The sequence below is a fragment of the Xylanibacter brevis ATCC 19188 genome (assembly GCF_000621725.1).
GTDB lineage: Bacteria > Bacteroidota > Bacteroidia > Bacteroidales > Bacteroidaceae > Prevotella > Prevotella brevis.
Genome location: NZ_JHXM01000011.1, coordinates 122,014 through 148,435, shown reverse-complemented (window position 1 = coordinate 148,435; position 26,422 = coordinate 122,014). Strand labels below are relative to the sequence as shown.

General features: G+C 49.1%; 18 protein-coding genes and 2 tRNA genes. 7 read left to right on the top strand and 13 right to left on the bottom strand.

The features are described from left to right. Nucleotides 1-1,465: 1,465 nt before the first annotated feature. Entirely contained in the window at nt 1,466-1,606 is a 141-nt protein-coding gene (locus T433_RS16480; protein WP_155808426.1) for a hypothetical protein, read from the bottom strand. Between the two features lie 120 nt (nt 1,607-1,726). Between T433_RS16480 and T433_RS0107810 the strand changes: the two genes are divergently transcribed. The 4 genes from T433_RS0107810 (at nt 1,727) to T433_RS0107795 (ending at nt 10,458) form a co-directional block, all read left to right on the top strand. Continuing rightward, a complete protein-coding gene (locus T433_RS0107810; protein ID WP_155808425.1) occupies nt 1,727-4,795 on the top strand; it encodes a hypothetical protein in 3,069 nt (1,022 codons plus the stop codon). 18 nt (nt 4,796-4,813) lie between these two features. Continuing rightward, a complete protein-coding gene (locus T433_RS0107805) occupies nt 4,814-5,008 on the top strand; it encodes a hypothetical protein (RefSeq protein ID WP_027455411.1) in 195 nt (64 codons plus the stop codon). 233 nt (nt 5,009-5,241) lie between these two features. Next, nucleotides 5,242-6,345, top strand: a complete 1,104-nt coding sequence (locus T433_RS0107800; RefSeq protein WP_027455410.1) for a hypothetical protein — start codon at nt 5,242-5,244, stop codon at nt 6,343-6,345. Nucleotides 6,346-6,879: 534 nt separating this feature from the next. Further along, entirely contained in the window at nt 6,880-10,458 is a 3,579-nt protein-coding gene (locus T433_RS0107795; RefSeq protein WP_027455409.1) for a CotH kinase family protein, read from the top strand. A 125-nt stretch (nt 10,459-10,583) separates the two neighbouring features. Here the strand turns inward: T433_RS0107795 and T433_RS0107790 are convergent, their stop codons facing one another. From T433_RS0107790 to T433_RS0107760, 7 genes are all read right to left on the bottom strand, one after another. Further along, on the bottom strand, nt 10,584-11,381 hold the full coding sequence (locus tag T433_RS0107790; protein ID WP_027455408.1) for a hypothetical protein: 798 nt from the start codon (nt 11,379-11,381) through the stop codon (nt 10,584-10,586). 13 nt (nt 11,382-11,394) lie between these two features. After that, a complete protein-coding gene (locus T433_RS0107785; protein ID WP_027455407.1) occupies nt 11,395-12,666 on the bottom strand; it encodes a Na+/H+ antiporter NhaC family protein in 1,272 nt (423 codons plus the stop codon). 23 nt (nt 12,667-12,689) lie between these two features. After that, nucleotides 12,690-14,186, bottom strand: coding sequence for a UxaA family hydrolase (locus tag T433_RS0107780; protein ID WP_027455406.1), 1,497 nt, complete (start codon nt 14,184-14,186; stop codon nt 12,690-12,692). A 15-nt stretch (nt 14,187-14,201) separates the two neighbouring features. Beyond that, entirely contained in the window at nt 14,202-15,269 is a 1,068-nt protein-coding gene (locus tag T433_RS0107775) for a LacI family DNA-binding transcriptional regulator (RefSeq protein ID WP_027455405.1), read from the bottom strand. 69 nt (nt 15,270-15,338) lie between these two features. Beyond that, nucleotides 15,339-16,094 carry a DUF2490 domain-containing protein gene (locus T433_RS0107770; protein WP_044109454.1) on the bottom strand — a complete coding sequence of 252 codons (756 nt, stop codon included), beginning with the start codon at nt 16,092-16,094 and terminating at the stop codon, nt 15,339-15,341. Beyond that, nucleotides 16,079-16,729, bottom strand: a complete 651-nt coding sequence (locus T433_RS0107765) for a DUF4956 domain-containing protein (RefSeq protein ID WP_027455403.1) — start codon at nt 16,727-16,729, stop codon at nt 16,079-16,081. The genes T433_RS0107770 and T433_RS0107765 overlap by 16 nt, the downstream gene beginning before the upstream one ends. Nucleotides 16,730-16,750: 21 nt before the next feature. After that, nucleotides 16,751-17,497 (bottom strand): polyphosphate polymerase domain-containing protein, encoded by a 747-nt coding sequence (locus tag T433_RS0107760; RefSeq protein WP_027455402.1) that lies wholly within the window; start codon nt 17,495-17,497, stop codon nt 16,751-16,753. Between the two features lie 189 nt (nt 17,498-17,686). Here T433_RS0107760 and T433_RS0107755 point away from each other — a divergent pair. From T433_RS0107755 to T433_RS0107745, 3 genes are all read left to right on the top strand, one after another. Beyond that, a tRNA-Asp gene (locus T433_RS0107755) sits at nt 17,687-17,760 on the top strand. Between the two features lie 37 nt (nt 17,761-17,797). After that, nucleotides 17,798-17,871 (top strand) — tRNA-Asp (locus T433_RS0107750). A 55-nt stretch (nt 17,872-17,926) separates the two neighbouring features. Further along, nucleotides 17,927-18,556, top strand: a complete 630-nt coding sequence (locus tag T433_RS0107745; RefSeq protein ID WP_155808424.1) for a hypothetical protein — start codon at nt 17,927-17,929, stop codon at nt 18,554-18,556. Between the two features lie 21 nt (nt 18,557-18,577). On the opposite strand, the gene T433_RS0107740 is transcribed toward T433_RS0107745, so the two are convergent. The 5 genes from T433_RS0107740 to T433_RS0107720 are packed head-to-tail and all read right to left on the bottom strand — an operon-like array spanning nt 18,578 to nt 26,357. Continuing rightward, the gene (locus T433_RS0107740; RefSeq protein WP_155808423.1) at nt 18,578-20,734 is read right to left on the bottom strand and encodes a Tex family protein; all 2,157 of its coding nucleotides are present in this window, start codon (nt 20,732-20,734) and stop codon (nt 18,578-18,580) included. Nucleotides 20,735-20,742: 8 nt separating this feature from the next. After that, nucleotides 20,743-21,621, bottom strand: coding sequence for a PfkB family carbohydrate kinase (locus T433_RS0107735; RefSeq protein ID WP_027455399.1), 879 nt, complete (start codon nt 21,619-21,621; stop codon nt 20,743-20,745). A gap of 16 nt (nt 21,622-21,637) precedes the next feature. Then, nucleotides 21,638-22,111: a cytidine deaminase gene (locus tag T433_RS0107730; protein ID WP_027450349.1), complete on the bottom strand. Its 474-nt coding sequence runs from the start codon at nt 22,109-22,111 to the stop codon at nt 21,638-21,640. Between the two features lie 2 nt (nt 22,112-22,113). Then, a complete protein-coding gene (gene uvrA / locus T433_RS0107725) occupies nt 22,114-24,909 on the bottom strand; it encodes an excinuclease ABC subunit UvrA (protein WP_044109453.1) in 2,796 nt (931 codons plus the stop codon). After that, the gene (locus T433_RS0107720; protein WP_027455397.1) at nt 24,906-26,357 is read right to left on the bottom strand and encodes an aminoacyl-histidine dipeptidase; all 1,452 of its coding nucleotides are present in this window, start codon (nt 26,355-26,357) and stop codon (nt 24,906-24,908) included. Before T433_RS0107720 ends, uvrA begins: the two co-directional genes overlap by 4 nt. Nucleotides 26,358-26,422 lie beyond the last annotated feature (65 nt).

Below are 26,422 nucleotides of genomic sequence, written 5' to 3'. Positions count from 1 at the left end.
ACACCTCAAAACGGACGAACGGACGACGGACGAACGGACGTTTTGGTGTTTTCAAAAATAATATAAGAAAAGCATATTATTATATATATTATAATATATATAATAATATGAATAATAATTTATATGATTATAGATTTTATCTATTATCTCCTCCTTTGCTAAAAAATATTGGGAAAACGTCCGTTCGTCCGTCGTCCGTTCGTCCGTTTCGAAAAAATGCAAAGTAAAAAATTTGGTGGTGTAGGTTTTTATAGCTATCTTTGCATCAATTAAACTAAAGACCAAGCATGAAGACGCGATATCTTACACATAATACATTGGCTTTGAGTGCACAGTGGAACTGACCCTACTGTGCACTTGCATTTTTATGGGAAAAACGGAGAATAATTCAAAAAGAATTTGTATATTTGCCCCGAGAAAATGACAAAGATTAAGTCTTCATCCATCTTTGAATATAGTTTTACCAAATTCTATTAATTATATGACGAAATCAAAACGACTACTCATTTCTATGCTCACCCTGCTCTGCTGTTGCACAGGGACGTGGGCACTGGATCGAGACACAGAGAATTACTACATTCTCAGTTCTTTGCAAGATTGGAAGGACTTTGCTTCCTTGGTACAGGCATTACCTACCGTCAATGCGCGTATGATAGCAGACATCGACCTTGGCTCTGACCAGACGATGATTGGATCTTTTGCCACAAGGTATAGCGGTACATTTGACGGACAAGGTCATACTTTGACCTTCAATTATAACACATCGAGTATGAGTATAGAGAGCGGTCAAAGTTCATATCCTTTATTGGGTGCTGCTCCTTTCAGAGATATTGAGGATGCAACTATCCGCAATCTACATACAGCCGGCAGTATAACAGCAGATAAAATCGGAGCTTCCGGATTAGTTGGCTGGACCTATGGTACAAGCACTATAGAGAATTGCTGGAGCGATGTGAATATCGTATCCTCAAACAATACTGCAGATACATTTACAGGTTTTGTGGCCTTTATGTGTGGAACATCGATTAGCATAACAGATTGTATTTTTACCGGTCTAATTCAATCGGCCAGCAAATATTCTCATGGCGGCTTTATAGGTTGGCATAACTCTGGAACTTCCGCTCTCACCAATTGCCTTGTTATACTGGATGAGGGCAGCGATACCAATATATATAATGATTGGGGCGTAACGTTCTTCACGTTTGATAGGTTTGCCAAAGAAGACCAATCTACAGGAACTTATACCAATTGCTACTACTATCGGGACTTCGGAGTTGTCCAAGGCACAAAAGTCACTGACGAGCAATTGGCTGATGGTTCTATTACTACCGCTTTGCAAGCAGGCCGCGCTGAGACCGTATGGGCGCAAGACGCTACCAGCAGCCAGCCGAGACTGGATGTCTTTAACCATCCTGTTACCACCTATGAGCCGTATGTGCATGACGGGTCTAAAATCATTAATCTTTCAGAGCTGACTGAAGACTACATCGCGCAGGATGGTGATGTGTTGATAGGAACCACCGGCTATTCTATCCAGATTGCTGCAGATGCAACCATAACACTCAGCAATGTCACTATTACCAATTGGCGAAAATCCCCAATCCAATGTTTAGGAAATGCAACCATCAATATAGAAGATGGTACTGTCAATACACTCAGGGACTCAGACGAAGATAGCAATTCGTATGGGCGTCCCGCACTTGCTTTTGGTCCGTCGGGAACCACTTTGACTATCAATGGAAATACCGGAAGACTAATTGCTATCGGAGGAAGATTATCATCAGCCATTGGCTGTAGGGATAATCGTGTCGCTTATGGTGGTTTAATTATCAACGGAGGTGTTATTTCTGCTCATGGTAATAGTAGTTATACTAGTGGAATAGGTGCTGTAGGTGCAGATGATAGTCATGGTTCGTTTTGTGGAGATATAACTATCAATGGTGGAACCATCAACGCAGCCGCATCTGATGGTATTGGTATCGGTGCAGGAGGTCCCAATTCGTGTGGTGCAATTACTATCAACGGAGGAACAATAACAAGCCATGCTGTGAGAAGTATTGCAATAGGAGGAAATTGCAGCAAAGTCGTGATTAATGGAGGCAATATAAATGCCTCAACTACTACGAGCGTCGGTATTGGCAGTAGTGGTGTGGTATATATTGAAGGTGGTACCATCGTAGCTTCTGCTTCAGATTGGGAAGGTGTGGGTATTAGTGGTGATAAGGGTGTACTTATTCGAAGCGGTATCACAAGTTTAACAGCATCCAAAGGCCCATACGGCGCAAATGCCATCAATGGTGCAACAGTCTATATTTCAGCAAATCTGAACGATGTTACAGAAGGTAATACACGCACGCTGACACCAAAGGCATCGTTAGACCCGGAAGCAGACATTGCGCAAGACGGAGAGGGTTATTACCTCGTCGGCTCTGTACAGAATTGGAAAGAATTTGTGGTCTTGTCGCAAATGGAAGCATCTCCCAAAGGAAAGCTAGTTGCCGATATCAATCTTGGGGATGAACAAGCAAAAATAGCGACTTTTGAAGGTGGAATATTTGATGGTCAGGGACATACTATAACGATTAATCTGTCAACAACCACACAATATGTTGGACTATTTTGCGATATCATTGATGCTACAATAAAGAACCTACATGTAACCGGATCGATCAATACCACTAATCGTTTTGTCGGCGGCATGGTAGGTAGAGTCTATTATGGTACGAGTACCATACAGAATTGTTGGTCAAGCGTTAATGTTACCACTACTTATAGTGGCGATGGTGTTCAAGGCGGAATGGTTGGTTGCGTGAATGGAACCCTTAACATTAGTGACTGTCTCTATGATGGCGCATTAAATGGTTCATCGGCATATACATGGGGTGGATTTGTAGGGTGGCTTTATGGTTCGACCAATATTAGTAATTGTCTGTTTGCTTCTGACGAGATGAATGTTGGAGCTTCCTATACTGCTACGCATGTTGCTGGTGGAGGGACTATCACTAATTGCTACTATAAGAATGTAATGGGCTCTGCCCAGGGCACAGAAGCCACTACTGCAGAACTTGCTGACGGCACAACCGCTTACAAGCTTCAGAACAATCGTGGAGATATGGTTTGGGGGCAGAGGATAGGAACTGATGCAATGCCAGTACTGACCAACGACGAAAACTATCGCGTATATCGAAGCAAAACCGGCGGCTATACCAACAACCCGGAGGAGGCTTACGAAGGTATACAACAAGATGGAGAAGGGAATTACCTCCTCGGTAGCTTGCGTGACTGGCAGGAATTTGCAGAAATCGTTAACAGCGGCACTAATGCAGCTGCCAATGCCAAGATGACCGCGGACATCGACCTGGGTGATGACCAGACACATATAGGTTCAGTGACGGAAGGCGCAAAGCCCTTTTATGAAGGTGTTTTTGACGGTCAGGGACATACATTGACCGTTAATTATGTCGGTGGAAGTAATCAAATTGTGGCTCCATTTACACATACAAGTAACGCAACTATCAAGAATTTGCATGTTGCCGGTTCTATTCAATCTTCCTATGCCTATATAGGTGTAGTAGGAATGGCTGGCAGCGGTAGCTTAATTTCAAAAGTATGGATGTCTGCTACAATGAACACTACTCAAGGTGGTTGGGTGCAAAGTGCAGCTATCGCTGGATATTGTGATGGTTCTATCCAAGATTGTTTGTTTACTGGAACATATACATCGAATGGCGGAGGTTATATGGGCGGTTTTTACGGTTATACAAATGCGAGTCCCACCATAACCAATTGCCTTTCTACCGGTACATTTAGTCAAGGAAATTGGCAAGGAAATGGTGTACACACCAATTGTTATCTCAAACAATATCCTACGGACTTAACTCAAGGTTGCTCGTGGGCTACCGATGAGACACTTACCAACGGTACTATCGCAACATCCCTGCAGAATGGTCGCGGAGAGGAAGTATGGGTGCAAGACCCCATCACCAACCAGCCGATGCTTGCACTCTTTGCAAATCTCGTTACTCTAACCGATGGCGACGATCTTTCGGCCCTGTTGACACGCGCAGGCAAGACTTGCCAGGTGAACTACTCGCGCTCGTACAGCGAGGGTAAGTCCTCTACGGTATGCATGCCGTTCGCATTCAAGAGGGGCAGCAAAGGCACGTTCTACACGTTCTCGGGTATCTCGATGAGTGGCAACGAGTATGTTGCCGACATGACGGAATACACGGGTGATTACCTAGTTCCCAACACGCCGTATCTCTTCACGCCCTCGGCAACGAGCGTGGATTTCAGCGGCACTTACGCCCTTCCCGCCAGTATCACGGCAGGAGAGACCACGAGTGGCGACTGGACCTATGTCGGTACCTATGAGACCATCGAGTGGACTACAGCTCCGACGGGTATCTACGGTTTCTCGGCTCAGGATGTTAGCAAGCAGGGCATCAGCAAGGGTGAGTTCGTGAAGGTAGGCGAGTATGTGCGCATTAAGCCCATGCGTTGCTACCTGAAGTATAAGAACGGCGGGGAGGACTTCGCCGGAGCTCGTTCCGCAGCCCCTGGCGAGCAGCTACCAGAGACCATCAAGGTACGCCTGATTGGTGCCGATGGCGAGGTAACGAGCATCGGAAGCCTACAGACGACTACTGGCGAGGCAACCTTCGACAACGACTCGTGGTACACGCTCGATGGTCGTCGCATCGAGGGCAAGCCCAGCACAAAAGGTATCTATGTGCGCTCGACCTCAGGTCGCTTTCAAGGCAAGAATAAAGGTAAAATGGTAATCATCAAGTAAAGAACGGAGGACACGACTATGACAAAGAAATATTATCAGAAACCCACGCTGAATGTTGTGCAGTTGCAGCAACAACAGCATATCCTGGCAGGAAGCGACATTCCCACGCTGAAGGGCAGCAAAGGCGAAGACGACGACCCCGACATCTGGTATGATCTCGGGAGCCGCAAAGGCGAAGACGACGACCCCGACATCTGGTATGATCTCGAGTAATCGCATCATCCTATTATCATCGAAAGCGGGCTATTTAGCTCGCTTTTTGCATTTTTAACGGGGGAAATACGCTCAAAATAGTAGTTTATATTTTATTTAATATGTCTGATTACGTAGAAAAGTATTATCTTCGCATGTTGCAAAAGACTATCGCCGAGTGCGATGCTTTGAAACAAACATTATAAAAAAAATGATTGAATAGAACTATGGATATAAAAGAACTATAAGAATATATGGCAAAGCAGCAGAAATGGCAATGGCAGGAGCCTGGCAGAGCCTGGAAGGGTGTTGGCCTGTACCACATTACACTGACTATTCCCGACCGTCAGCCGCTGTTGGGCACGCTGGACATCCCTGAGGGTGATCCCACTAAGACCGTAGTGAGACGCACACCGCTGGGCAATTCTTTGGTTAATTGTCTATTGGATATCCCCAACCACCATCCAGAGGTGCAGGTGCTTCACTTCTGCCTGATGCCTGACCACCTGCATGCTGTATTATATGTCCGTCGCACGATGCCCACAGGCATCAAGGGGATGGTGCGCGGATTCTGGCAGGGCGTGAAGAAACTTGGGCGGGCTTCTTCCGTTAGTCCGAATGACATTCGGAGCAACCACCAAGAAGGCTTAGAAAACCGAAACCGCCAAGAAGGGACGCTGGGACTTCGGGAGGCTACGCTTGGCTTGGAAGCCTTCGCTGAGGGGCTAAAAGGGCAGATGAGCGACGAGGCCTATTACAACCTGCCGTCTGTCTTCACAGAGATGCCCTTCATCCGTCCGATGGGCCGAAAGACCCAACTGCCCAATACCATACGCTATATTGACATGAACCCACAGCGACTGGCCACCAAACGACTAAAGCCAGGTTTTTTCCGCGTGCAGCAAGGCATCGTTATTGGCGAACGTAGCTACGATGGTGTGGGTAACACAACGTTGCTGATAGCTGGGCGGTTTATGCCAGTGCATGTACGAAGCATTTGGGTGAAGGCAGCGGAACATGGTGACAGCCAGGCACTTCGGGAATATAAGAACGGTTGCGTGCTGTCAGCTCGCAAAGGGGTGGTGATGGTGTCGCCCTTCATCTCTGCAGACGAGAAGCAGGTGATGCAGGTATTGCTTAACGAGCAGCATTCCTTCATCCTGCTTGCCGACAATGGCTTCCGCGATTATTTCAAGCCCTCCGATGCCCTCTTCGATGCCTGTGCTGCAGGTCGTGTGCTAATACTCAGCCCTTGGCCATACAATGTCAAGAAACGGAAAATCAGCCGTGAGGAGTGTGTTGCACTGAACGAAATGGCAGAGGATATCTGTCATCAACTGGAAAGAGATAGGGATTGACAATCATTAACAGAAACTTTCTCCCGCTCGTTGCTGAAATGAGCGGGATATTTTGTAACTTTGCGCTCCGTTTGCGCAGCGACGCTGGTACCTTTATAAGGTGACTAGACAAAGAACACTAAATTAGATAATAATAAAGATTATATGTCAAGATTTGCACAGTATTACGCAAAATACAAGCACGATGCCGACTGACGGGCATCGACCCCAACGAGCCGCTGGGCATTCCCAGCGACCAGCCCGCCCGCTGGATGGCACTGGCTGTGGCGATGGCGATTCATGAGAATGGGACGGACTCTCTGGACTACTTCGCCATGCTGCAGGGGTGGCAGATGAGACTGTAGAACATGTGGTACTGAAAGCCTGAAACCGAGCCGCAAACATGGTGTTGCGACTCGGTTTTTGGCGTCGGGGGGCGCAGAAACCGTTCAAAACATAGCAATTTCAAATCAAGTGGTGTGCAACAGCGGTGGTTCGTTTGCCGATGTGAGGATGTTTTCGTATCTTTGCCACAGATTTTCAACCTAAAACGTAATGATGATGATGAATCCTAAATGGATACTTGCACTGCTGGTGATGGTGGCACATACCGCTCTGGCAGAGACGAAATGGATAGATGTTACTGCTCGATTCCTGAAAAACCCTGGGTTCGACACTTCTGATCGCTCTGACTGGAACCTGACGGGCGAGGCGGGGTCGCTGGGGGCGGTGAGCTTCTCGTGTATGGAGATGTGGAACGGATATATGCGCCTGGAACATACGCAGACGGACGTGGCCAACGGGCATTATCGCATCAGCGTGCAGGGACTTTATCGCACCCGTGCACACGACAAGGCCTACGAACGATACCAGAACGGCACGGAGACCATCAGTGGATTTCTGTTTGCACAGCAACGGCAGGTGGCGCTGCAGAGCGAATATAGCTTCCACTTCAACGAGTCGGTGGGACGGTGCTATACGCCCGATGAAAAGGTGTTTTTTCCTAACTCTATGGAGACGGCTCAGATGGCTTTTGCTGCGGGGGCGTACCAGAACACGTTGGAGTTTGACGTCACTGACGGGACCGTGGCCTTTGGTGTCTACAACACGCAGGATATGGCGCGCAACGACAACTGGATGATTTTCGATGGGTTCAAGATTGAACAGCAGGTAGAGGTGCACGTGCCACAGAGGGGTGGGGTGTGCCTGAACGAGGTAATGGCCTCTAACATAGATGTGTTGATGAGTCCGGCTTACAACTTTGATGGATGGATTGAACTCTATAACCCTTTGAACGAGGAAGTTACGCTGGGTGGTTGCTATCTGAGCGACGATGCCAGCATGCCGATGAAATGGCGCATTCCTGACGGTTTTGGCAATATTCCTGCGCGCGGCTACCGCACCGTATGGATGGGCAGCAACAATATCAATGCAATGCAGGCACCGTTTAAGTTGGATGCCGAGGGCGGTTTGCTGATGCTCTCGAACCAGCGGGGCGAGGAGCTGTTCTGCGAGAACTATGCCGAGGCCATAGGGCGCACCTCGTGGGCTCGCACCACGGATGGCGGAGCGCAGTGGGCACATACGGCCACGCCCACGCCGCAGCAGTGCAACAATGGGGCGGCGTATGCCAACGAGCAGCTGGAGGCGCCCGTGATTGTGCGACAGGGGGGCTTCTTCGATTCTAATTTCACGCTGCGCGCCACAGCACCTGAGGGCACCACACTGCGCTATACCACCGATGGCACCACGCCAACGATGACCAATGGGGCTACGATGGGGGCGCAGGGCATCGCGGTGGCAAAGAACATGTCTGTGCGCTTCCGACTGTTTCAGGAGGGTAAGTTGCCCAGCGAGGTGGTGACGCGCACCTTTGTGAAGCGCGACCATCGCCACACGTTGCCCGCCATCATGGTTTCGACCGACCCACGCTATCTTTACGACGATTCCATCGGTGTGTACGTGCGTGGTGTCAACGGGCGGACGGGCAACGGACAGTCGTCGCCCGTGAACTGGAACATGGATTGGGACAGGCCCGTGAACTTCCACTATGTGCTGCCAGGCACCGACGAGGTGGCTGTGAATCAGGATGTGGACTTCTCGATATCGGGCGGATGGACGCGTGCCAACAACCCTAAGTCGTTTAAGCTGAAAGCCGACCGCATCTATGACGGACAGAACGCTTTCAGCTATCCGTTTTTCGACAGCAAGCCTTACCTGAAGAGCAAGACCATCCAGGTGCGCTATGGCGGCAACGACTCGCAGTGTCGCATCAAGGATGCGGCCATCCACGAGCTGATACAGCGCTCGGGCATCGACCTCGACGTGATGTCCTATCAGCCTGCGGTACACTATCTGAACGGTGAGTACAAGGGACTGATAAACGTGCGCGAACCTAACAACAAGGATTTTGCTTATGCCAACTGGGGGCTGAGCAAGGACGAGCTGGAGGTCTATGAGCAGAGTCCTGACAGTGGCGCCTACATGATGCTGGGCACGAAGGATGTGCTGGAGCGACTCTACGAACTGTCTAAGAACGCGGCCGACCAGGCGGTGTACGACGAGATCACGACGCTGCTGGATATCGATGAGTATGTCAACTATATGGCGGCAGAGCTGTTTCTCTCGTCGTGGGACTGGCCCGACAACAACCTGAAGGCTTATCGCAAGACGGATGGCGGACGCTATCGCATCGCTTTCTTCGACCTGGATGCTGCCTTCGGCACCGAGGGGCGCGAGTACGACGAGGAGGGCGAGGTGTATATGGGCGGCAACCCGCTGAGATGGATGGAGGGCATGCAGTGGCATCGCTACGACTATATCTACGACACGGCTGAGCGCCGCTATGGCGAGATTAAGTTCTGTACGTTCTTCCTGAACATGCTGAAGAACGAGGGCTTCCGCCAGCGCTTTGTCACGATGATGACTCTGATGGGCGGCAGCGTGTTTCTGCCAGAGCGGGCCGAGGCCGTTCTCGACGAACTGGGCGAGCGCGTGCGGCCTACGATGGCTTGGGAGGGGGCTTCGCCCGATGGGTCGCTCAACGAGATACGGCATGCGCTGAGCGGGCGCTCTGCTCGCATGGCGGGCTATATGAAGGACTATGAGCCTCTGGCACTTGCCAACCGCACCACGCGCCAGATGCTCATCACCACCAATGTGGACGGCGCCTCGCTGCGCCTCAACGGTGAGACGATACCTTATAGCGACTTCGAGGGCACGGTGTTCCTGCCTGCCACCGTCTGTGCCGAGGCGCCTGCGGGCTACCGCTTCAAGGGGTGGGCCTCGAGTCGCAATGCGTCGTGGTACTACTCGATGAGCGACAGCCTGGTGATCACTGAATCCATGGACATCGGCAGGCTGGTGGCTTGCTTCGTAGAGGATGCGGCATCGGCTCCCGTTGTGGTCAACGAGGTGAGCGCTGCCAACGAGATCTTTGTAAACGACTACCAGAAACGCAGCGACTGGGTGGAGCTGTATAACACCACCGAAAGTCCTATCGATGTGGAGGGGATGCTGCTGAGCGACGACCTGCAGAATGCTGAGAAATATGTCATCACGAAGGGCGATACGGATGCATCCACCGTGATAGAGCCTCGCGGGTATCTCCTCGTGTGGTGCGACAAGCTGGAGCCCGTGTCGCAGCTTCACGCCCCGTTTAAGTTGTCGGCCAGTGGTGGCGTGGTGACCCTAACGGCTGCCGACGGTTCGTGGACAGACAGGATGGCTTACGATGTCCACTCGGGCACTGAGACCGTGGGGAGATACCCCGATGGAACCGCTCAAATCTTCAAGATGAACATTCCCACCATCGCTAAGCGTAATCTTCGCACCAGCTATCTGGCCGCCGTCAGTCAGGACATCGTGGATGGCATCCATGAGCAAGAGGATGGGGGAGACGATCTGTCGCTTCGCTACGTGGCTCGTCACCTGATCGTCTGCAGCAGTGAGTCAGCGCATGTCCGTCTGCAGCTGTATGCCCTCTCTGGTCAGAAGCTCTCGCAGCGCACGGTGGCTCTCAGTGCAGGGCGTGCCGATGTCGATTGCAGTCAGTTGCCTGCCGGCTGCTATGTGGCACAGGTTACGGATGCGAGTGGGCATAAGGTGGCTTGTAAGTTTGTGAAACAAGACTAGAGACCCACCCCCGTTCCCCTCCCTGTAGGGAGGGGCGTTTTTACTCTCATCGTTGAGTGTTGCGCCGAAGGCGCACCACCTCTCACTTCTCACCTCTCACCTTTCACCTTGCGCCGTAAGACGCACTATTCCTCCACATGCGTCAGCGAATTGATGAACGACGAGACGAAATTGCTGATGCTTTCTATGGGCGAATAGCGGAAATACTTGGCTGAGCGGCGCGCTTGCCAAAACATGGCACTCGTGTTGTTGTTGTGCACAAAGATGTCGTCGCCCTGCGAGAACTGCCACTCGTGCTTGTCGGTGCCCTGCAACTGCAGCAGCTCTTGCGTGATGCGACTCACGTCGTGGCGCTTGCCTGTGGTCGTGAACTTGATGTCCTCTTCGGTCAGCCCTAAGTAACTGATCAGGAGCGTGGCCTCCAGTTGGGCAATGCTCTTCAGCCCCAACTTATGAATCCAATCGCACAACTTGTCGTTGTCGATGGGATAGACCTCTGGCTGCTTGATGTAGCATCCCAGTGCGATGAGAGGGTGCAGAAAAAGGCCGTCGTTCAGCAGGTGATGGGCCGTAGAGGCGATGAGATAAAGGGCCGTGAGGGTGACGGATTTTCCGCCCTCTTCGTCTATAATCTTACTTAAGCGCTTCTCGCCTAACTTGTTGGATAGCTTTGGTTTACTAATCTTTATCTGCATATTTCCATCGGCCTTCTTCCACAGCTCCATCTGTTGAGGGGGAATCTGCAGGAAAAACTGGTCGCTAAGTCTGTCGATGCCTTCTCGTACTTGTGGTGCCACATGCTGCAGCATGGCGAGCTGATAGATGCGGTTCCACTTCCAGGCAGACATAGGTTCTATCTGCTCCTGGGTGCCGAAGATGCCAGCTCGTAAGAGACGAAAGAAATTGCGAATAATGATTTCCATAGATTCTTTGTTTTTAACTGTAACGACGTGGGTAGCGCAGCACGATGGCTGTCAATGCAGCCACACCGATGGCAAAGGGATAGTAGAGGTGGGGCAGAATGGCAATGGGGTTTAGCGAGGCCAATCCTGCCGACATCAGCATCTGAGCGCCGTAGGGGATGATTCCCTGCGTGAAGCAAGAGAAGGTGTCTAGCAGTGATGCGCACTTGCGAGGGTCGAGCTCGTATTTCAGACCTATCTTGCGAGCAATGCCTCCCACGGTGATGATAGCCACGGTGTTGTTGGCTGTGCAGCAGTTTACAAGGCTCACCAGCGCCGCAATGGATAGTTCACCGCCTCGCTTGCTGTGGATATGCCGCGTCAGCTTGTCGATGATGAAGTCTATGCCGCCATTGTGCTTGATGATTTCAAGGAGTCCGCCTGCCAGCAGGGTGATGATGATGAGCTCACTCATGCCCAGGATGCCGTCGCCCATCGCCTGGAACCATCCATAGATGTCAAAGCTCCCATTGATCAAACCGATGAAACCGGTCAAAACGATGCCAAGAGCGAGTACTATCATGACGTTGAGTCCGAAGATGGCGGTGATGAGCACGATGAGGTAGGGCACGACCTTCCAGAACTCCACATCAGGGATGCTGGTGGGAGCCGTAATGTTTTGTCCCATCAGTATATACACGAGTAGAATGACGATGGCTGCCGGCACAACGATGAAAGCGTTGACTTTGAACTTGTCGCTGGGTTGGCAGCCCTGCGTCTGGGTGGCGATGATGGTGGTGTCGCTGATAAACGACAGGTTGTCTCCAAAGAAAGAGCCACCCACCACCACTGCGGTGAGCATCGCTGTGGAAGCTCCCGTCTGTGTGGCTACGCCTGCGGCAATAGGTGTCAGGGCGACGATGGTGCCCACACTGGTGCCGATGCTGAGAGAGATGAAGCAGGCAGCCAGAAAGAGGCCTGCCAGCAGCATTTCTGAGGGAAGGAAGGATAGCGTCAGGTTGACCGTAGCATCGATGCATCCCATCACCTTTGCAGAGTTGGCAAAAGCGCCTGCCAGAATGAATATCCATATCATGAGCATCATCTCGGGCGTGCCTGCACCTCGGCTGAAGAGGTTGATGCGCTTTCGTAGTTTTCCACGTGTGGTTATGATGGCATAGATGCTGGAGGCAACAAAGGCCACAGTGATAGGCACTTTATAAAAGTCACCAGCAATAATACTGGTGACTACATAAAGCGTGATAAACACCACTAAGGGTGACAGTGCTAGTAATCCTTTCTTCAATTTCCTTCTTTTTTTATGTGGGCTTATAGTGTGACGCCATTCTTAAAGATGGCTATCTCGCGATAATCGTTTTCCTCGTTGCGCACCTGTTCGCCAGATGCAATGTTGATTACTTTATCGATGAACTCAGGCAGCAGTTCCTCCATAGAACGTCCCTCGACGAGCTGTCCGGCAGAGAAATCTACCCAGTTGGACTTACGGCGCGCCAAGTCGGGATTGGTGGCAATCTTCATCGTGGGCACAAAGGTGCCGAAGGGTGTGCCGCGACCTGTGGTGAACAGCACGATGTGGCATCCGCAGGCAGCCAGTGCAGTGGCAGCAACGAGGTCGTTGCCTGGCGCCGAGAGTAGGTTGAGTCCGCTGGTGGTGAGGCGATCACCATATTCCATCACACCGTCAACGGGTGCGCGTCCGCACTTCTGAGTGCATCCCAGCGCTTTGTCTTCCAGCGTAGAGATGCCTCCCGCCTTGTTGCCAGGGCTGGGGTTCTCGCCCACGGGTTCGCCGTGTGAGAGGAAATACTCCTTGAAGTTATTGATCATCGACACCGTCTTTTCAAATAGCTCAGGTGTCTTGCAGCGATTCATCAGGATGGTTTCTGCACCAAACATCTCTGGCACTTCTGTGAGCACGCTGGTGCCGCCCTGAGCCACCAGCCAATCGCTGAATTCGCCCACCAGCGGATTGGCCGTGATGCCGCTAAAACCATCGCTTCCACCGCATTTTAGGCCTACACGAAGCTTGGAGATGGGCACTTCCTCTCTGCGGTCTTGACTGGCTATCTGATAGAGCTCACGCAGGATGTGCATGCCTTCTTCCACTTCGTCGCCTTCCACTTTCTGCGTCACCAGGAGGCGCACACGCTCCGTGTCGTAGTCTCCCAGCGTCTCCATGAAAGTATCAGGCTGATTGTTCTCGCAACCAAGTCCCAGCACCAGCACGGCGCCTGCGTTGGGGTGGAGCACGATGTCGCGCAGCACCTTACGTGTGTTCTCGTGGTCGCCTGAGAGTTGTGAACATCCATAGTTGTGGTGCCAGGTGTAGATGGCATCGATGTCTTTGCAGCCAGTTTCCTCGCGCAACTTCTTGGCGAGGCGCTCGGCTACGCCATTGACGCATCCCACAGTGGGTACAATCCATATCTCATTGCGCACACCAACATCGCCGTTTTTTCGAACATATCCGTTAAAGTGGCGTTTTTCTTTCTTTATTTTAAGTTCCTCTTTTACAGGGCTATATGTGTATTCAAGTGTTCCTGATAGATTTGTCTTGAGATTATTCTCGTTGACCCAGTCGCCTGCCTTTAGGTCTTGCTTGGCGTGTCCGATGGGATAGCCATACTTGATGATGTCGGTGCCGGCAGGTGTGTCCTTGATCAGGACCTTGTGTCCGGCAGGTGTGTCTTGATTGAGGACGATGGTGCGTCCGTCAATGTCGATGTGCTGGCCTTTCTGCATCGCAGCGAGGCACACCACCACCGAGTCGGCTGGGTTGATTTTGATAAACGTAGTTTGATTCATAAGTAGTTTGTTTGTTTAGAAATTAGTTCTTCTGTAGAAGTCAATGTTTTCTCTGGTCAACAGCTCAATAGGCATGTAGTTGACGGGAGTCACCTCTTTCTTAAGAACAATGGCCTGGAAAAGGGTTTCGATGCAGGCATAGCCCTGCATGTAGGCATGCTGGGCAACGAGGAAGGAGATGCTGCCACGGCGCACGCATTCGGCATTCTTGGGCACCATGTCATATCCCATGATCTGTACATTACGACGATTGGTGCGCAGCAGGAACTGGCCCACGATGTGTGCCTTCGAATTGAAGGTGATGCAGTGGTGCACGTGGGGGTGCTCCTGGAAGAAATCCTCTAATATCTTGTCGTACGACTCCTTGGGTTCACCCATGGGGAGATTGACTTCTGTGATCTTGATTTTGGGGAAGTGGTCGCGCATGTAGTGGCGGAAACCAGTTTCGCGGTTTGACTGCTGCTTCGAACCGATGTGTCCGTCCTTGAGCTGCTTCATCAGCATGATCTCTTCTTCATTGGATGCCAGAAGCATCATCATGCGAGCCGTGAAGTAGCCACTTTGGAAAGAGTCTTGTCCGAAGAAAGCCAGCGGGCGCAGGTCGGGCATGTAGGAGTCGAGCAGGATAAACGGGATGTTGCGCTCGTGCAGTTCGTCGGCAAAATGCTGTGTGTCTTCCAGTTTTGATGGCACCACAATGACGCCATCAGGGTTGGCTTCAAGACACTCCTGTGTGGTCTTGACAAAAGAGGGCGTGTTGAAGCGTTCGTAGTACAGAATGCGCAGTGAGATGTGGAAGTCACGGCGCTTATGCGTGGCTGCGCGCACACCTTCCTCTATCTCCTCCCAGTAGGCTTCGCTCTCATGCTTGGGCATGATGCAATAGAAGGTGTAGTCCTTATTATAGGCCAATGCAGAAGCATAGACGTTGGGCTCGTAGTTCATCTCTGCCAGAGCCTTCTCTACTTTCTCACGAGCTGATTGCGAAACGTTCGGACGATTATGAAGTACGCGATCGACTGTTCCAACACTCACGCCGGCACGCTCGGCGATATCCTTAATTCTGATGTTTTCTGTTCCCATGCTTATTTTGCTTTTGTGTTGCAAAGGTATGAAAAAAACTTAGAACACAAGCAAAATAAGCGGGAAAAATTAGAATTTATAAGTGTAACCCAGGCCTATGATATGGCTATCGGTTTCGTCGTTGTCGTTGCTTCTGATATCTTGGAAAAGATATTTGACGTCAAAAGAGTGCTGCTTGTTGATTCGAAACTCGGTGCCCAGCGAATAGCGCATCTTCTCTAAACCTTTGGTGGTGTAGGATTCGGCATTGGCATATGGGCGCCACTGTTTCGTGAGTTTATACTTCAATTGCAGTCGGTTGCGCCACACGTTTTTGGCCTTTCCGTCGAAGGTGTGCTTCGTGGGCTCTCCGTCATCGTCGAAATCGGCATATTGTCCTGCAAACTGGTGGCCTTCGGCATAGTGGCGCCATACGGACTTAGCAGGGCGATAGGTGTATTGCCAGCGTTCGCGAAGCGAGAGGCTGAGACGTCCGAAGTCCTTCGACCCCGTCAGCGACAGGTTGAAGCGATGTCGCTGTCCGTAGTAGTCGGCTACTTTCTGTTTCGTGCTGACCTTGTAGTTGTTGTCAGAAAGAAGTGAATAGCCAGCCGATATCTTCAGCCATTTACTGATCTTATAGGATACATCGAGGCCTGCGCTCCAGCGCTGTATCTCGTTGGCGTTATCGCGTAGGCGCAGCTCGGCGCCGGCGGCAACATCCCAATGCGAATCGATTTTCTTTTCAACGTTAACTTCGCTCCAGAGGCCAAAGTCGTCGCCTTCAGCTCTAGCTGTCGTTGACAGTAGTAGCAGGGCAATGGCAAAAACTAAACTTCTCTCCATTGTGATTTCCTTACGGTGAACTGTCCATTAACATCGTTATCTACGCTTTCGCCTTCATAGCTGATGCGCAACACGGCAGAGTCTCTTAGAAAATCGATGCCGCCAACACTTACTTTCGTGATGACCAATCCTGTTCTTGCCTCCAGGTCTTCGATGAGTTCGGCTCTTTTTTCAGGTTTAATCAGGTCGATGCGGTCGTATTGAATGATTTTTGTGTTCTGAATCTTGAGTTTTGCTTCGCATAGCAAAATGGCGATGATGCTGATCACATCGACAATGGCAAGCTCTATATACGAGTCGGCCATCGCGTGAACCACCGACAGGCAGATGATGAGAAAGAGGTAGGTCATCTCTCTCACAGGCATCGCATCCGTTCTGTATCGCATGATGCTGAATATGCCGAAAAGTCCCAGTCCTACGCCCATCGTGGCTTTGCCTCGTTCCATACCCATCATGAAGAACACGAGGAAGTAGATGGCCACACTCATCAGCATGAATGTGAAGTAGAAATCGCGTCGATGACTTTTGCGGAAATAGAGAAATTCAATGATTCCCCAGTTGACTAACATACAAATGGCGAAATGGAGAAGTGCTTCGCCAAATTCACCAGAAAAAAGATTAGTGATAAAATCCATAATAATATAAAAGCGTTTGGTTTATTCGTTTATTAATATTTTGTTGATGTCTCTCAGCTTTTCTTTGAAGCGGTTGATGGGCAGGTCCTGATTGGTGAAGGCGGCTCCCATGCAGTACTTGCTGAATCCGTGGGGATGAATATGCAGTTGGCGCAACATATCCAATACTGGCGAGAAAACAAGGCCGTCTCTTTTCAGTTCGATGATAACCAAGTCGTTCATGTACTTGTGTTGGTGTGTCTGAACGTTGTCGAATTCCAAATCGGTATCAATGGTCAGTCGTTCGGTTTTTGCGCGGTTGACTAATGTGATGCGCCGAAAGTAGTTGTGCATATGTGGGGCCAGGGTGTCAATGTTGAAGTGCAGGTGCTTGGCAAGAAATTCACGTTTCGTAGCATCTTGCAGATTCATATCGTTCACTTCAATACGTTTCTTCTTGGTTCGCCCGTGGTTATTCTTCGTCTTGACCTCCATAAACTGCAGGTTAGAACTCACATAAGTGCGAAAACGAATCTTCTGGCGATTGACGTGCCCATGCTGGTGGTCTTTATACATCTGGAAATCGCTGGTGTCGAAATAGGTCGTGTCGTAAAGCATGTTTCGCTCGCCATCAATATCCTGTATAAAGTAGTCACATTGCGCCATTTCTAAGAGGTGGCACAGCTGACTTCTGGTGGCAACAAATTTAGTGTCCGTGCGGTTCATTAATTTGACGCCACTCATCTCTGCCAATGTGATGGAAGGGAATTGTTCTATAAGTTTGTTCATATGCGGTCTTTAGTTGGCGCAAAGGTAGCTATTTTCCCATAATTGAACAAATATTTTCAGTAAAAAAGCCATTTTAACCCGTAAAACTGTTAAAGGATGTTATAGGAGAAAAGTTTTTGGGGAAATATTTTCTATTTCAAAAAAAACTTCATACCTTTGCACCCGCTAACAAGGAAACGCTGTTTAACTGGTGCGTTAGTTCAGTAGGTTAGAATGCCTGCCTGTCACGCAGGAGGTCACGAGTTCGAATCTCGTACGCACCGCAGCAAGGAATTGTGAAGCGAACTAATTTTCAGGATTGGTGCGTTAGTTCAGTAGGTTAGAATGCCTGCCTGTCACGCAGGAGGTCACGAGTTCGAATCTCGTACGCACCGCACAAGTTAAGCTCATTGATGAAAGTCGATGGGCTTTTTAATTATTCAAAGGCTTATGAAACGAATCTACTTCTGTCTTTTATTGATGATGGCATCCGTTGGCGCTTTTGCTCAGAAACAAACCACTGTACCTATGTTGTATAAGAGTTTTAAACCTTCTGTCATCACGCTTAATACTGGTCGTAAGGTGCGTCAGTCGCATACAAATGTCTATTTGAAAAACAGCGTGTTGCTCTATCTGAAAGGCGAATATACGATGGAGGCTGAGATGAAGAACATTTTAGCTGTGGATTTTGAGGATCGTCATTTCATCAACATCAATAATCAATTGGCTTATATGGTCGATTCGGTGGGAGGAAACGTACTCTATTGTGTGGAGCTGTTCGATCGTGAGGCATTTGAACGCAATCTTCAGAACAATGTGAACATCTCGAATATGGAGATAGGCGAGATGATCAACATCGGCACACTGGATATTAATAATGAGGAGGATTGGAAACTGCCAGTTTTCAAGCATTTCTATTTCTTCTGGAAAGGCGAATATGTGAAGGTTCACGAACGTGACATCCTTCGCAAGCTGAATAAGGAACAAAGGGTGATGTTCAAACGGATGGTTGCCCTGCCGGATTTCAGTTGGCAAAGTGAGAAAAGCTTGATGCAACTATTAAAGGCAATCACTCAGTAATCGGGTGGTTGCCTTTAATGGTTATTGCACTTGTTTCATGGAGAGCGAGATACGGTTGCGACGGCGGTCAATCTCAATCACTTTCACCATCACGTGCTGATGTAGTTTCACCACATCTGTAGGATGGTTGATACGCTTGTTGGCCATTTGCGAGATATGTACCAAACCGTCTTGATGCACACCGATGTCAACAAAGGCACCAAAATTCGTGATGTTGGTCACAATGCCAGGTAACACCATATCCAGTTCCAGGTCGTCAACGCTTTGGATGCGTTTGTCAAACTCAAACTCTTCCAATTGTTCGCGTGGATCTCTGCCTGGCTTTTCCAGTTCCTTCATAATGTCTGTCAGGGTGGGCAGGCCTACTTCCTTCGTCACGTACCTATTTATATCTATGCGCGTGCGTAGCTCTTTGTTGCTTATCAGGTCGTTGACGTGACATCCCAGGTCTTTGGCCATCTGCTCTACGATATCGTAACTCTCAGGATGTACAGCACTGTTGTCCAGGGGATTCTTGGCATCGGGGATGCGCAGGAAACCTGCACATTGCTGGAAAGCTACAGTGCCAAGTCGAGGCACTTTCTTTAGTTGCGACCGAGATGTAAACGCTCCGTTAGCTCTGCGATAATCTACCACGTTTTTTGCTAAAACAGGGCCAAGACCACTGACATACGTCAGTAGATGCTGAGAGGCTGTGTTTAGGTTGACACCCACCATGTTTACGCAATTTTCCACGGTTTGATCCAGTTGATGTTTTAGTTTCGTCTGATCAACGTCGTGCTGATATTGTCCCACGCCGATGCTCTTTGGTTCTATCTTAACCAGTTCGGCCAGTGGATCCATCAGCCTTCGGCCTATAGATACAGCACCTCTGACGGTAACGTCTTCATCTGGAAATTCATCGCGGGCCACCTTTGATGCGGAATATACAGAAGCACCATCTTCGCTGACCACGAATATGCTGGGCTGATGAGTGCCTCCAGCTTCTTTATCGAAACAATCATCAATGAAGGCTCTCGTCTCGCGACTTGCCGTACCATTGCCAATGGCGATGGCTTCGATATGATATGTCTCTACCATCTGCAGGATGTGAACAGACGCCTGCATGCGCTTGTTGACAGGAGGGTGGGGAAATATCGCTTCGTGGTGAAGCAGGTTGCCTTGACTATCCAGACATACCACCTTACAACCTGTACGAAATCCAGGATCAATAGCCATCACACGCTTTTGTCCTAATGGTGCTCCCAGCAGAAGTTGTTTGAGGTTTTCTGCAAAGACCTGAATAGCCTCATTGTCGGCTTGTTCTTTACTTAAGTTGCTAAACTCGGTTTCTATAGATGGTTTCAGAAGTCGTTTGTATGCATCTTCTGCAGCTTCCGAGATAATTCTACCGCATTCGTTATTTGCGTGCACCCATTGATGATGCAGGCGCTCAATGCATTCGTTGTCGTCAATGGGGTCGATGCTTATTCTTAGAATGCCTTCACTTTCACCTCGTCTCATTGCTAGCAGACGATGAGATGAGCAACGGCGCAGTGGTTCGTGCCAGTCGAAATAGTCGCTGTATTTTGCAGCCTCGTCGGTATCCTTTTTGGCTTTTATAACCTTCGATGTAATGATGGCAGTGCGTCGATAGGCACCACGCAGTTGCTGACGAGAGCGTTCATTCTCACTGATCATTTCGGCAATGATGTCTTGTGCACCTGCTATTGCTTCGCTGACAGAAGCAACCTGATCGTTGACAAATCGTTTTGCGGCTTGTTGCACATGAGATTCCCGTTGTAGCATGATGAGTTGTGCCAGAGGCTCCAACCCTTGCTCTCGAGCTACTTGTGCTCTTGTTCGGCGACGTGGCTTGTATGGCAGATAGATGTCTTCCAGTTCTGTAGCCTCCCAACATGCTTCGATGCGTTTCGAAAGCTCAGGTGTCATCTTTCCTGCTTCGGTGATGGTCTTAACTACCGTATCTTTTCGTTTGGCTATTTCTTTCAGTCGTTCGTTTTCGTCATTGATGGCAGCTATCTGCACTTCATTAAGTCCACCAGTTCTTTCCTTACGGTAGCGTGAGATGAAAGGAATGGTGCATCCTTCCTCTAGAAGTGTCAGAGTATTGGCAACAGCCTCAATGTTCAGGTTGAGAATTTGGGCTATCAGCTTTGCGAATACGTTCTTCTCCATATCGATAATCATTTGATTATAGCTCGAACTTCATCGATGTTTCCTGTGAAAGGTCCTGTATGCTCTAGTTTGAGCGTACACATTGCCGCAGCAAATCTTCCTGCCTCTTCGTAGTTAGCTCCGTTGGTACGAGCATAGAGATAGCCTGCGGTAAATGTGTCTCCACATCCAGTAGCATCTACCACTTTCCTAGGTTCATATCCAGGTATCTCGTAGAAATGGTCGTCTGCATAGATGATGGAACCATAGCTGCCCAGTGTGACCAGCACTTCAGGAACTCCCCACGAACGAATGGTTCGGGCAGCTTGCTTGATGTCTTTCTCACCATTGGTGAGCACTTCGATTTCAAACTCGTTGACCTTGAGAATGTCTGTCGATTTCAGTACACGAAGTTTGTCTTTCCAGTCGATAGGATAGACTTTCTGGTTTCTTACCTCGCGTAAGTACCCTTGAACATCAATACATATTTGGCCCTTGTCTGAAAGATATTCCACAACATCTGGAGATACATCGTCCACCAGTAATGTTCCTAAATGGAATATCTTGGCATTAAAATCCTTTAGCTGCTCTATGGTGAAGGGAGCAGCTTTCGATAGAACACGTTGTGAGCGCTGATTGATATCCTCGCCATATTTATTTTCAAAGAAGACACTGGTAGGACTCTCAAGATTTGTTATGTCAATGCCGGCATCTTTTATCTTTTTGATTTCATGGGATAAATCCTGGCCGGTTGCAGTGACAATTCCAAAGTCAATGTCGTGAGGTAAATGATGTATAGCCCAAGCTACGTAGTAGGCCGTTCCACCAGCACAATCGATGCCGTCCGGCATCAGTGGAGTGATGATTCGATCATGGGTGATGTGCCCTATACATAACAAATCTTTCATCTGCTAATGTGATTTTTTAGAATTCTGTAAATGACAGAGGCATCAGGTTCTTGATGCCTTCTATGAGGTATGTACATTTCTCTCCGTGTAGAAGGATGCGAATGGGGTGCTTGGCACGTGTCTCACTTTCGATGAGAACTTGCCTGCAGGTTCCACAAGGACTGACGGGCTCTGCTGTGAGATGACCTTTCGGCGTGCGAGCAGCAATCGCTATTGTTTCAATTCCTACATCGGGGTACTGTGTGCCAGCAGCAAAGATAGCAGCTCGCTCTGCACACAGAGCAGAGGGAAACGCTGCGTTTTCCTGATTGCATCCTTTCATCTCCACACCGTTGTCTAGTCTTAGACAGGCGCCTACGTGGAAATGTGAGTAGGGCGCATACGAACGGCTCGTGGCCTCAATGGCAGATTCCACAAGACGACGGTCTTCTGCTGCAAGCTCATCTAGTTGATATTCTTTGATGAGAGATTGTAGAATTCGTTCTTTCATAGTTATAGCTTTTCTTTTAAGTATTGTCCGGTTATACTTTCCTTATGACTAGCCAACTGCTCTGGGGTTCCAGCAAAGACAAGATTACCGCCTTTGTCTCCTCCGTCGGGGCCTAGGTCGATGACATGATCGGCCAGTTTAATGACATCCATATTGTGTTCTATGACCACAATAGTGTGACCACGCTTGATCAGTGCGTCAAACGACTCCATGAGTCTTCGTATGTCGTGAAAGTGCAGACCTGTTGTCGGCTCGTCAAAGATAAATAATGTCGGCTCTTGTCTTTCTTGTCCAATGAAGTAGGCCAGTTTCACGCGTTGGTTCTCGCCACCAGACAATGTAGAGGAGCTTTGTCCCAGTTTGATATATCCCAATCCTACATCCTGCAGTGGTTTCAGGCGATTGACAATAGCTTTCTGATTTCGAGCTCCGAAGAACTCAACAGCCTCATTGATGGTCATGTTAAGAACATCGTCAATGTTTTTGCCATCATACCTTACATCCAGGATGTCGTGCTTGAAGCGATGTCCATGACAGGCTTCGCATTCCAGCACCAGGTCAGCCATAAACTGCATCTCTACCGTAATCGTTCCTGCACCTTTACACTCGTCGCATCGTCCTCCATCGGTGTTGAACGAGAAGTATTGTGGCGTGAAGCCCATCTGCAGAGCCAGTGGTTGTTCTGCAAACAAGTCACGTATGCAGTCATATGCTTTCACGTAAGTTGCAGGATTGCTTCGTGTCGATTTACCGATGGGGTTCTGATCTACGAACTCAATATGTTTGATGGCGTCAATATCGCCTCCAAGGCTTGTGAACTCACCAGGAGCGTCGAAGACCTCGCCAAGATGTCGTTTTAAAGCAGGATAGAGAATGCCTTTTATGAGGCTAGATTTTCCGCTTCCGCTGACACCTGTTACTACAGTTAAGACATTAAGAGGAATTGACACATTGATGCCACGCAGATTGTTCATTCGCGCACCTATGATGTCAATATGCTGGTTCCATGGGCGGCGGCTTTCTGGCACAGGTATTGTCTCTTTGCCTGTGAGGTAAGCAACGGTGTGGCTTCTGGATTGTGTCTCATTGTCTTTATCCGCATTCTTGGGATCATCAGCAAATACAATTTCGCCACCCAGACGACCTGCGTCAGGACCTACGTCAATCAGATAGTCGGCTGCGCGGATGATATCTTCATCGTGTTCTACCACTACCACTGTGTTTCCAATGGCTTGTAGTTCTTTCAACACTTTGATAAGCCTATCGGTGTCGCGTGAATGCAAACCAATACTGGGCTCGTCTAGAATATACAATGAGCCAACAAGTGATGAACCAAGTGATGTGCAAAGGTTTATGCGCTGACTTTCGCCACCAGAGAGTGTGTTTGAAAGGCGATTAAGTGTTAGATAGCCTAAGCCAACGTCAAGCATGAACTGAAGACGACTGTTGATCTCAACCAGTAGTCGCTTGGCAATCTTTGCATCATGCTCAGATAGTTCCAGATTGTTGAACCATTCTTTCAGTCTTACAACTGGCATCTGTACCAAGTCGGTAATGCTTCTTCCACCAATCTTTACGTATTCAGCCTCTTTCTTTAATCGCGTTCCGTGACATGTGGGACACGTGGTCTTGCCACGATAGCGACTCAGCATCACGCGGTATTGTATCTTGTACTGGTTTTCTTTCACCATCTGAAAGAAACTGTCAATGCATGGCTTCTCCTTCAGATTCTTATCAGAGGGGAGACCGTGCCACAGCCAGTCTTTCTGCTTCTGTGTCAGATTGTAGTATGGTTCGAAGATAGGAAAGTCGTCTTTAGCCGCATGCTGAATGAACCACTTTTGCCATTCGCTCATCTTCTCGCCACGCCAACATACAACACAGCCATCATAGACGGATAAGGAGGTATTGGGGATGACCAAGTGTTCGTCAATACCTACAATGCGTCCAAAACCTTGGCATTCTGGGCAAGCACCTGCAGGTGAGTTAAACGAGAACATTTGGTCGGTGGGCTCCTCGAAAGTGATGCCATCGGCCTCAAAGCGAGTAGAGAAGTTGTAATAGATGTTTGATGGCAGGAACATGAGACGCATTTCGCCCTGTCCTTCGTAGAAAGCTGTTTCTGCAGAGTCAACAAGGCGTGCAATGACATCTTTTGTGTCGTCAACAGATAAACGATCGATGACGATGAATATCTCCTCGTCTCCTGGCTTCTCTGACTCTAGATAGTCGTCTATGCGTTGAAAGTCATTGTTGACATAGATACGTGCGTATCCTTGAAGAATGCTGGCTTTCAGTTGTTCTTCCACGGTTCGTCCTTGAGGTACTCTCAGTGGTGCCATTACCACAAATTTAGTGCCTTGGGAGAACTCAAGCATTTTCTGAATGACATCCTCAGTAGAATGCTTTTTGACCTCTTCTCCGCTGATGGGAGAATAGGTCTTTCCAATACGTGCAAACAGAAGATGCAGGTATTCGTATATCTCTGTTGACGTGCCAACGGTACTTCTGGGATTGCGCGCTATCACTTTCTGTTCGATAGCAATAGCAGGCGGAATGCCGCGTATGAAGTCGCACTCGGGTTTATTCATGCGCCCCAGGAATTGGCGAGCATAGCTGGACAGACTTTCTACGTAGCGACGCTGGCCTTCGGCATAAAGTGTGTCGAAGGCCAATGATGATTTGCCAGAGCCAGAAACACCGGCTATGACAACAAACTTTCCTCTGGGAAGGCGCACGTCAACATTCTTGAGATTGTTGACGCGCGCTCCTTTTATTTCAATATAGTCGTTAATCATATACGTTTCAGAACGAGCAGCAAGTGATCCCAAACCATCTGTACAGAGGGAATATAGAGTCGCTCGTCGGGGGTATGAACATCGCGAAGGGTGGGGCCGAATGATATCATGTCGATATTAGGATAGCGCTCTGAGAACAGACCGCATTCCAGGCCTGCGTGGATGCCGCGTACGATGGGCTCTTTACCAAATAGTTCTTTGTAGGTCTCTACTACTGTATCGCGCAACTTGCTCTCAGCACGCATCTTCCATGCAGGATATCCATCGCTTGAGTGTGCCTCGGCGCCAGCTAACTCAAAGGTTGCAATGATGGTGGCGCACATGTTGTCGAGGTTGGACATCACGTTTGAACGCTGTGAAGACAGGATGTTGATCTCATTCTCTGTAGTGTGAATGCTTGCAATGTTGCTTGAAGTCTCCACCATGCCATTCAGCTCTGGATCTTGGCAAATGGCGTAAATTCCGTTATCTACAGCCTGGATAGCGCGGATAAAGTTGTCTGCAACTGTTTTCTCAATCACAGACTCAGCTTCGGTGCTTTCCATAGACCATACCATCTGAGTGTCAGTTACATGGAACTCTTCCTCAACTTCTGCTGAAAATACGTTCCAGTCGGCCTTTACATTCTCTTTGATGGCGCTGGGTACTGCAACAACAAACTGACCATCACGAGGAATGGCATTATGCAGCTTGCCAGAATGGAACTGAGCCAGACGAATACCTTCATAGCGTTTCATCTCCTGATACAGGAAACGCCCCAGCAGTTTAATGGCGTTGGCACGCTTCTTGTTGATGTCGTCGCCAGAATGACCACCAGTGAGGCCTTTCAATTGGCCACGCATGAAGAACGAGTTGGCAGGAGCCTCTTCGCGCTTGAATGTGAACTTGGCAGTGGTGTTGCGTCCGCCAGCACATGATACAAACATCTCGCCTTCGTCTTCGGAATCTAGGTTAATAAGGTAATCACCCGTCATAAAGTCGGCCTTCATGCCTTCTGCGCCTGAAAGACCGGTCTCTTCATCGCGTGTGAATACGCACTCTAGAGGACCATGTTCAATGTCGTTAGCTTCGAGAATGGCCAGTTCAATGGCACATCCGATGCCGTCGTCTGCGCCCAGTGTGGTACCCTTAGCTTTCAGCCAGTCGCCATCAACATATGTCTGGATGGCGTCTTTGTCAAAATCGAATTCTATATCTACCAGCTTGTCGCACACCATATCCATGTGACTCTGCAGAATCACGGTCTTGCGGTCTTCATAGCCAGGAGTGGCTGGCTTACGAATAATGACGTTACCAGTTTCGTCGACATGTGTATCTAGTTGATGACTTTCGCCCCACTTTTTCAGGTAATCAATCATCTTTTCCTCGCGCTTTGAAGGACGTGGAATTGTGTTAATCTTTGCAAACTGCTCGAAGACAGATGCGGGTTTAAGGCTACTTTTATTCATTTTTAATGTAAAATTTATATTGTTTATTCATTTATTTATTATCTTTGCACCCGCAAAATTAGTAA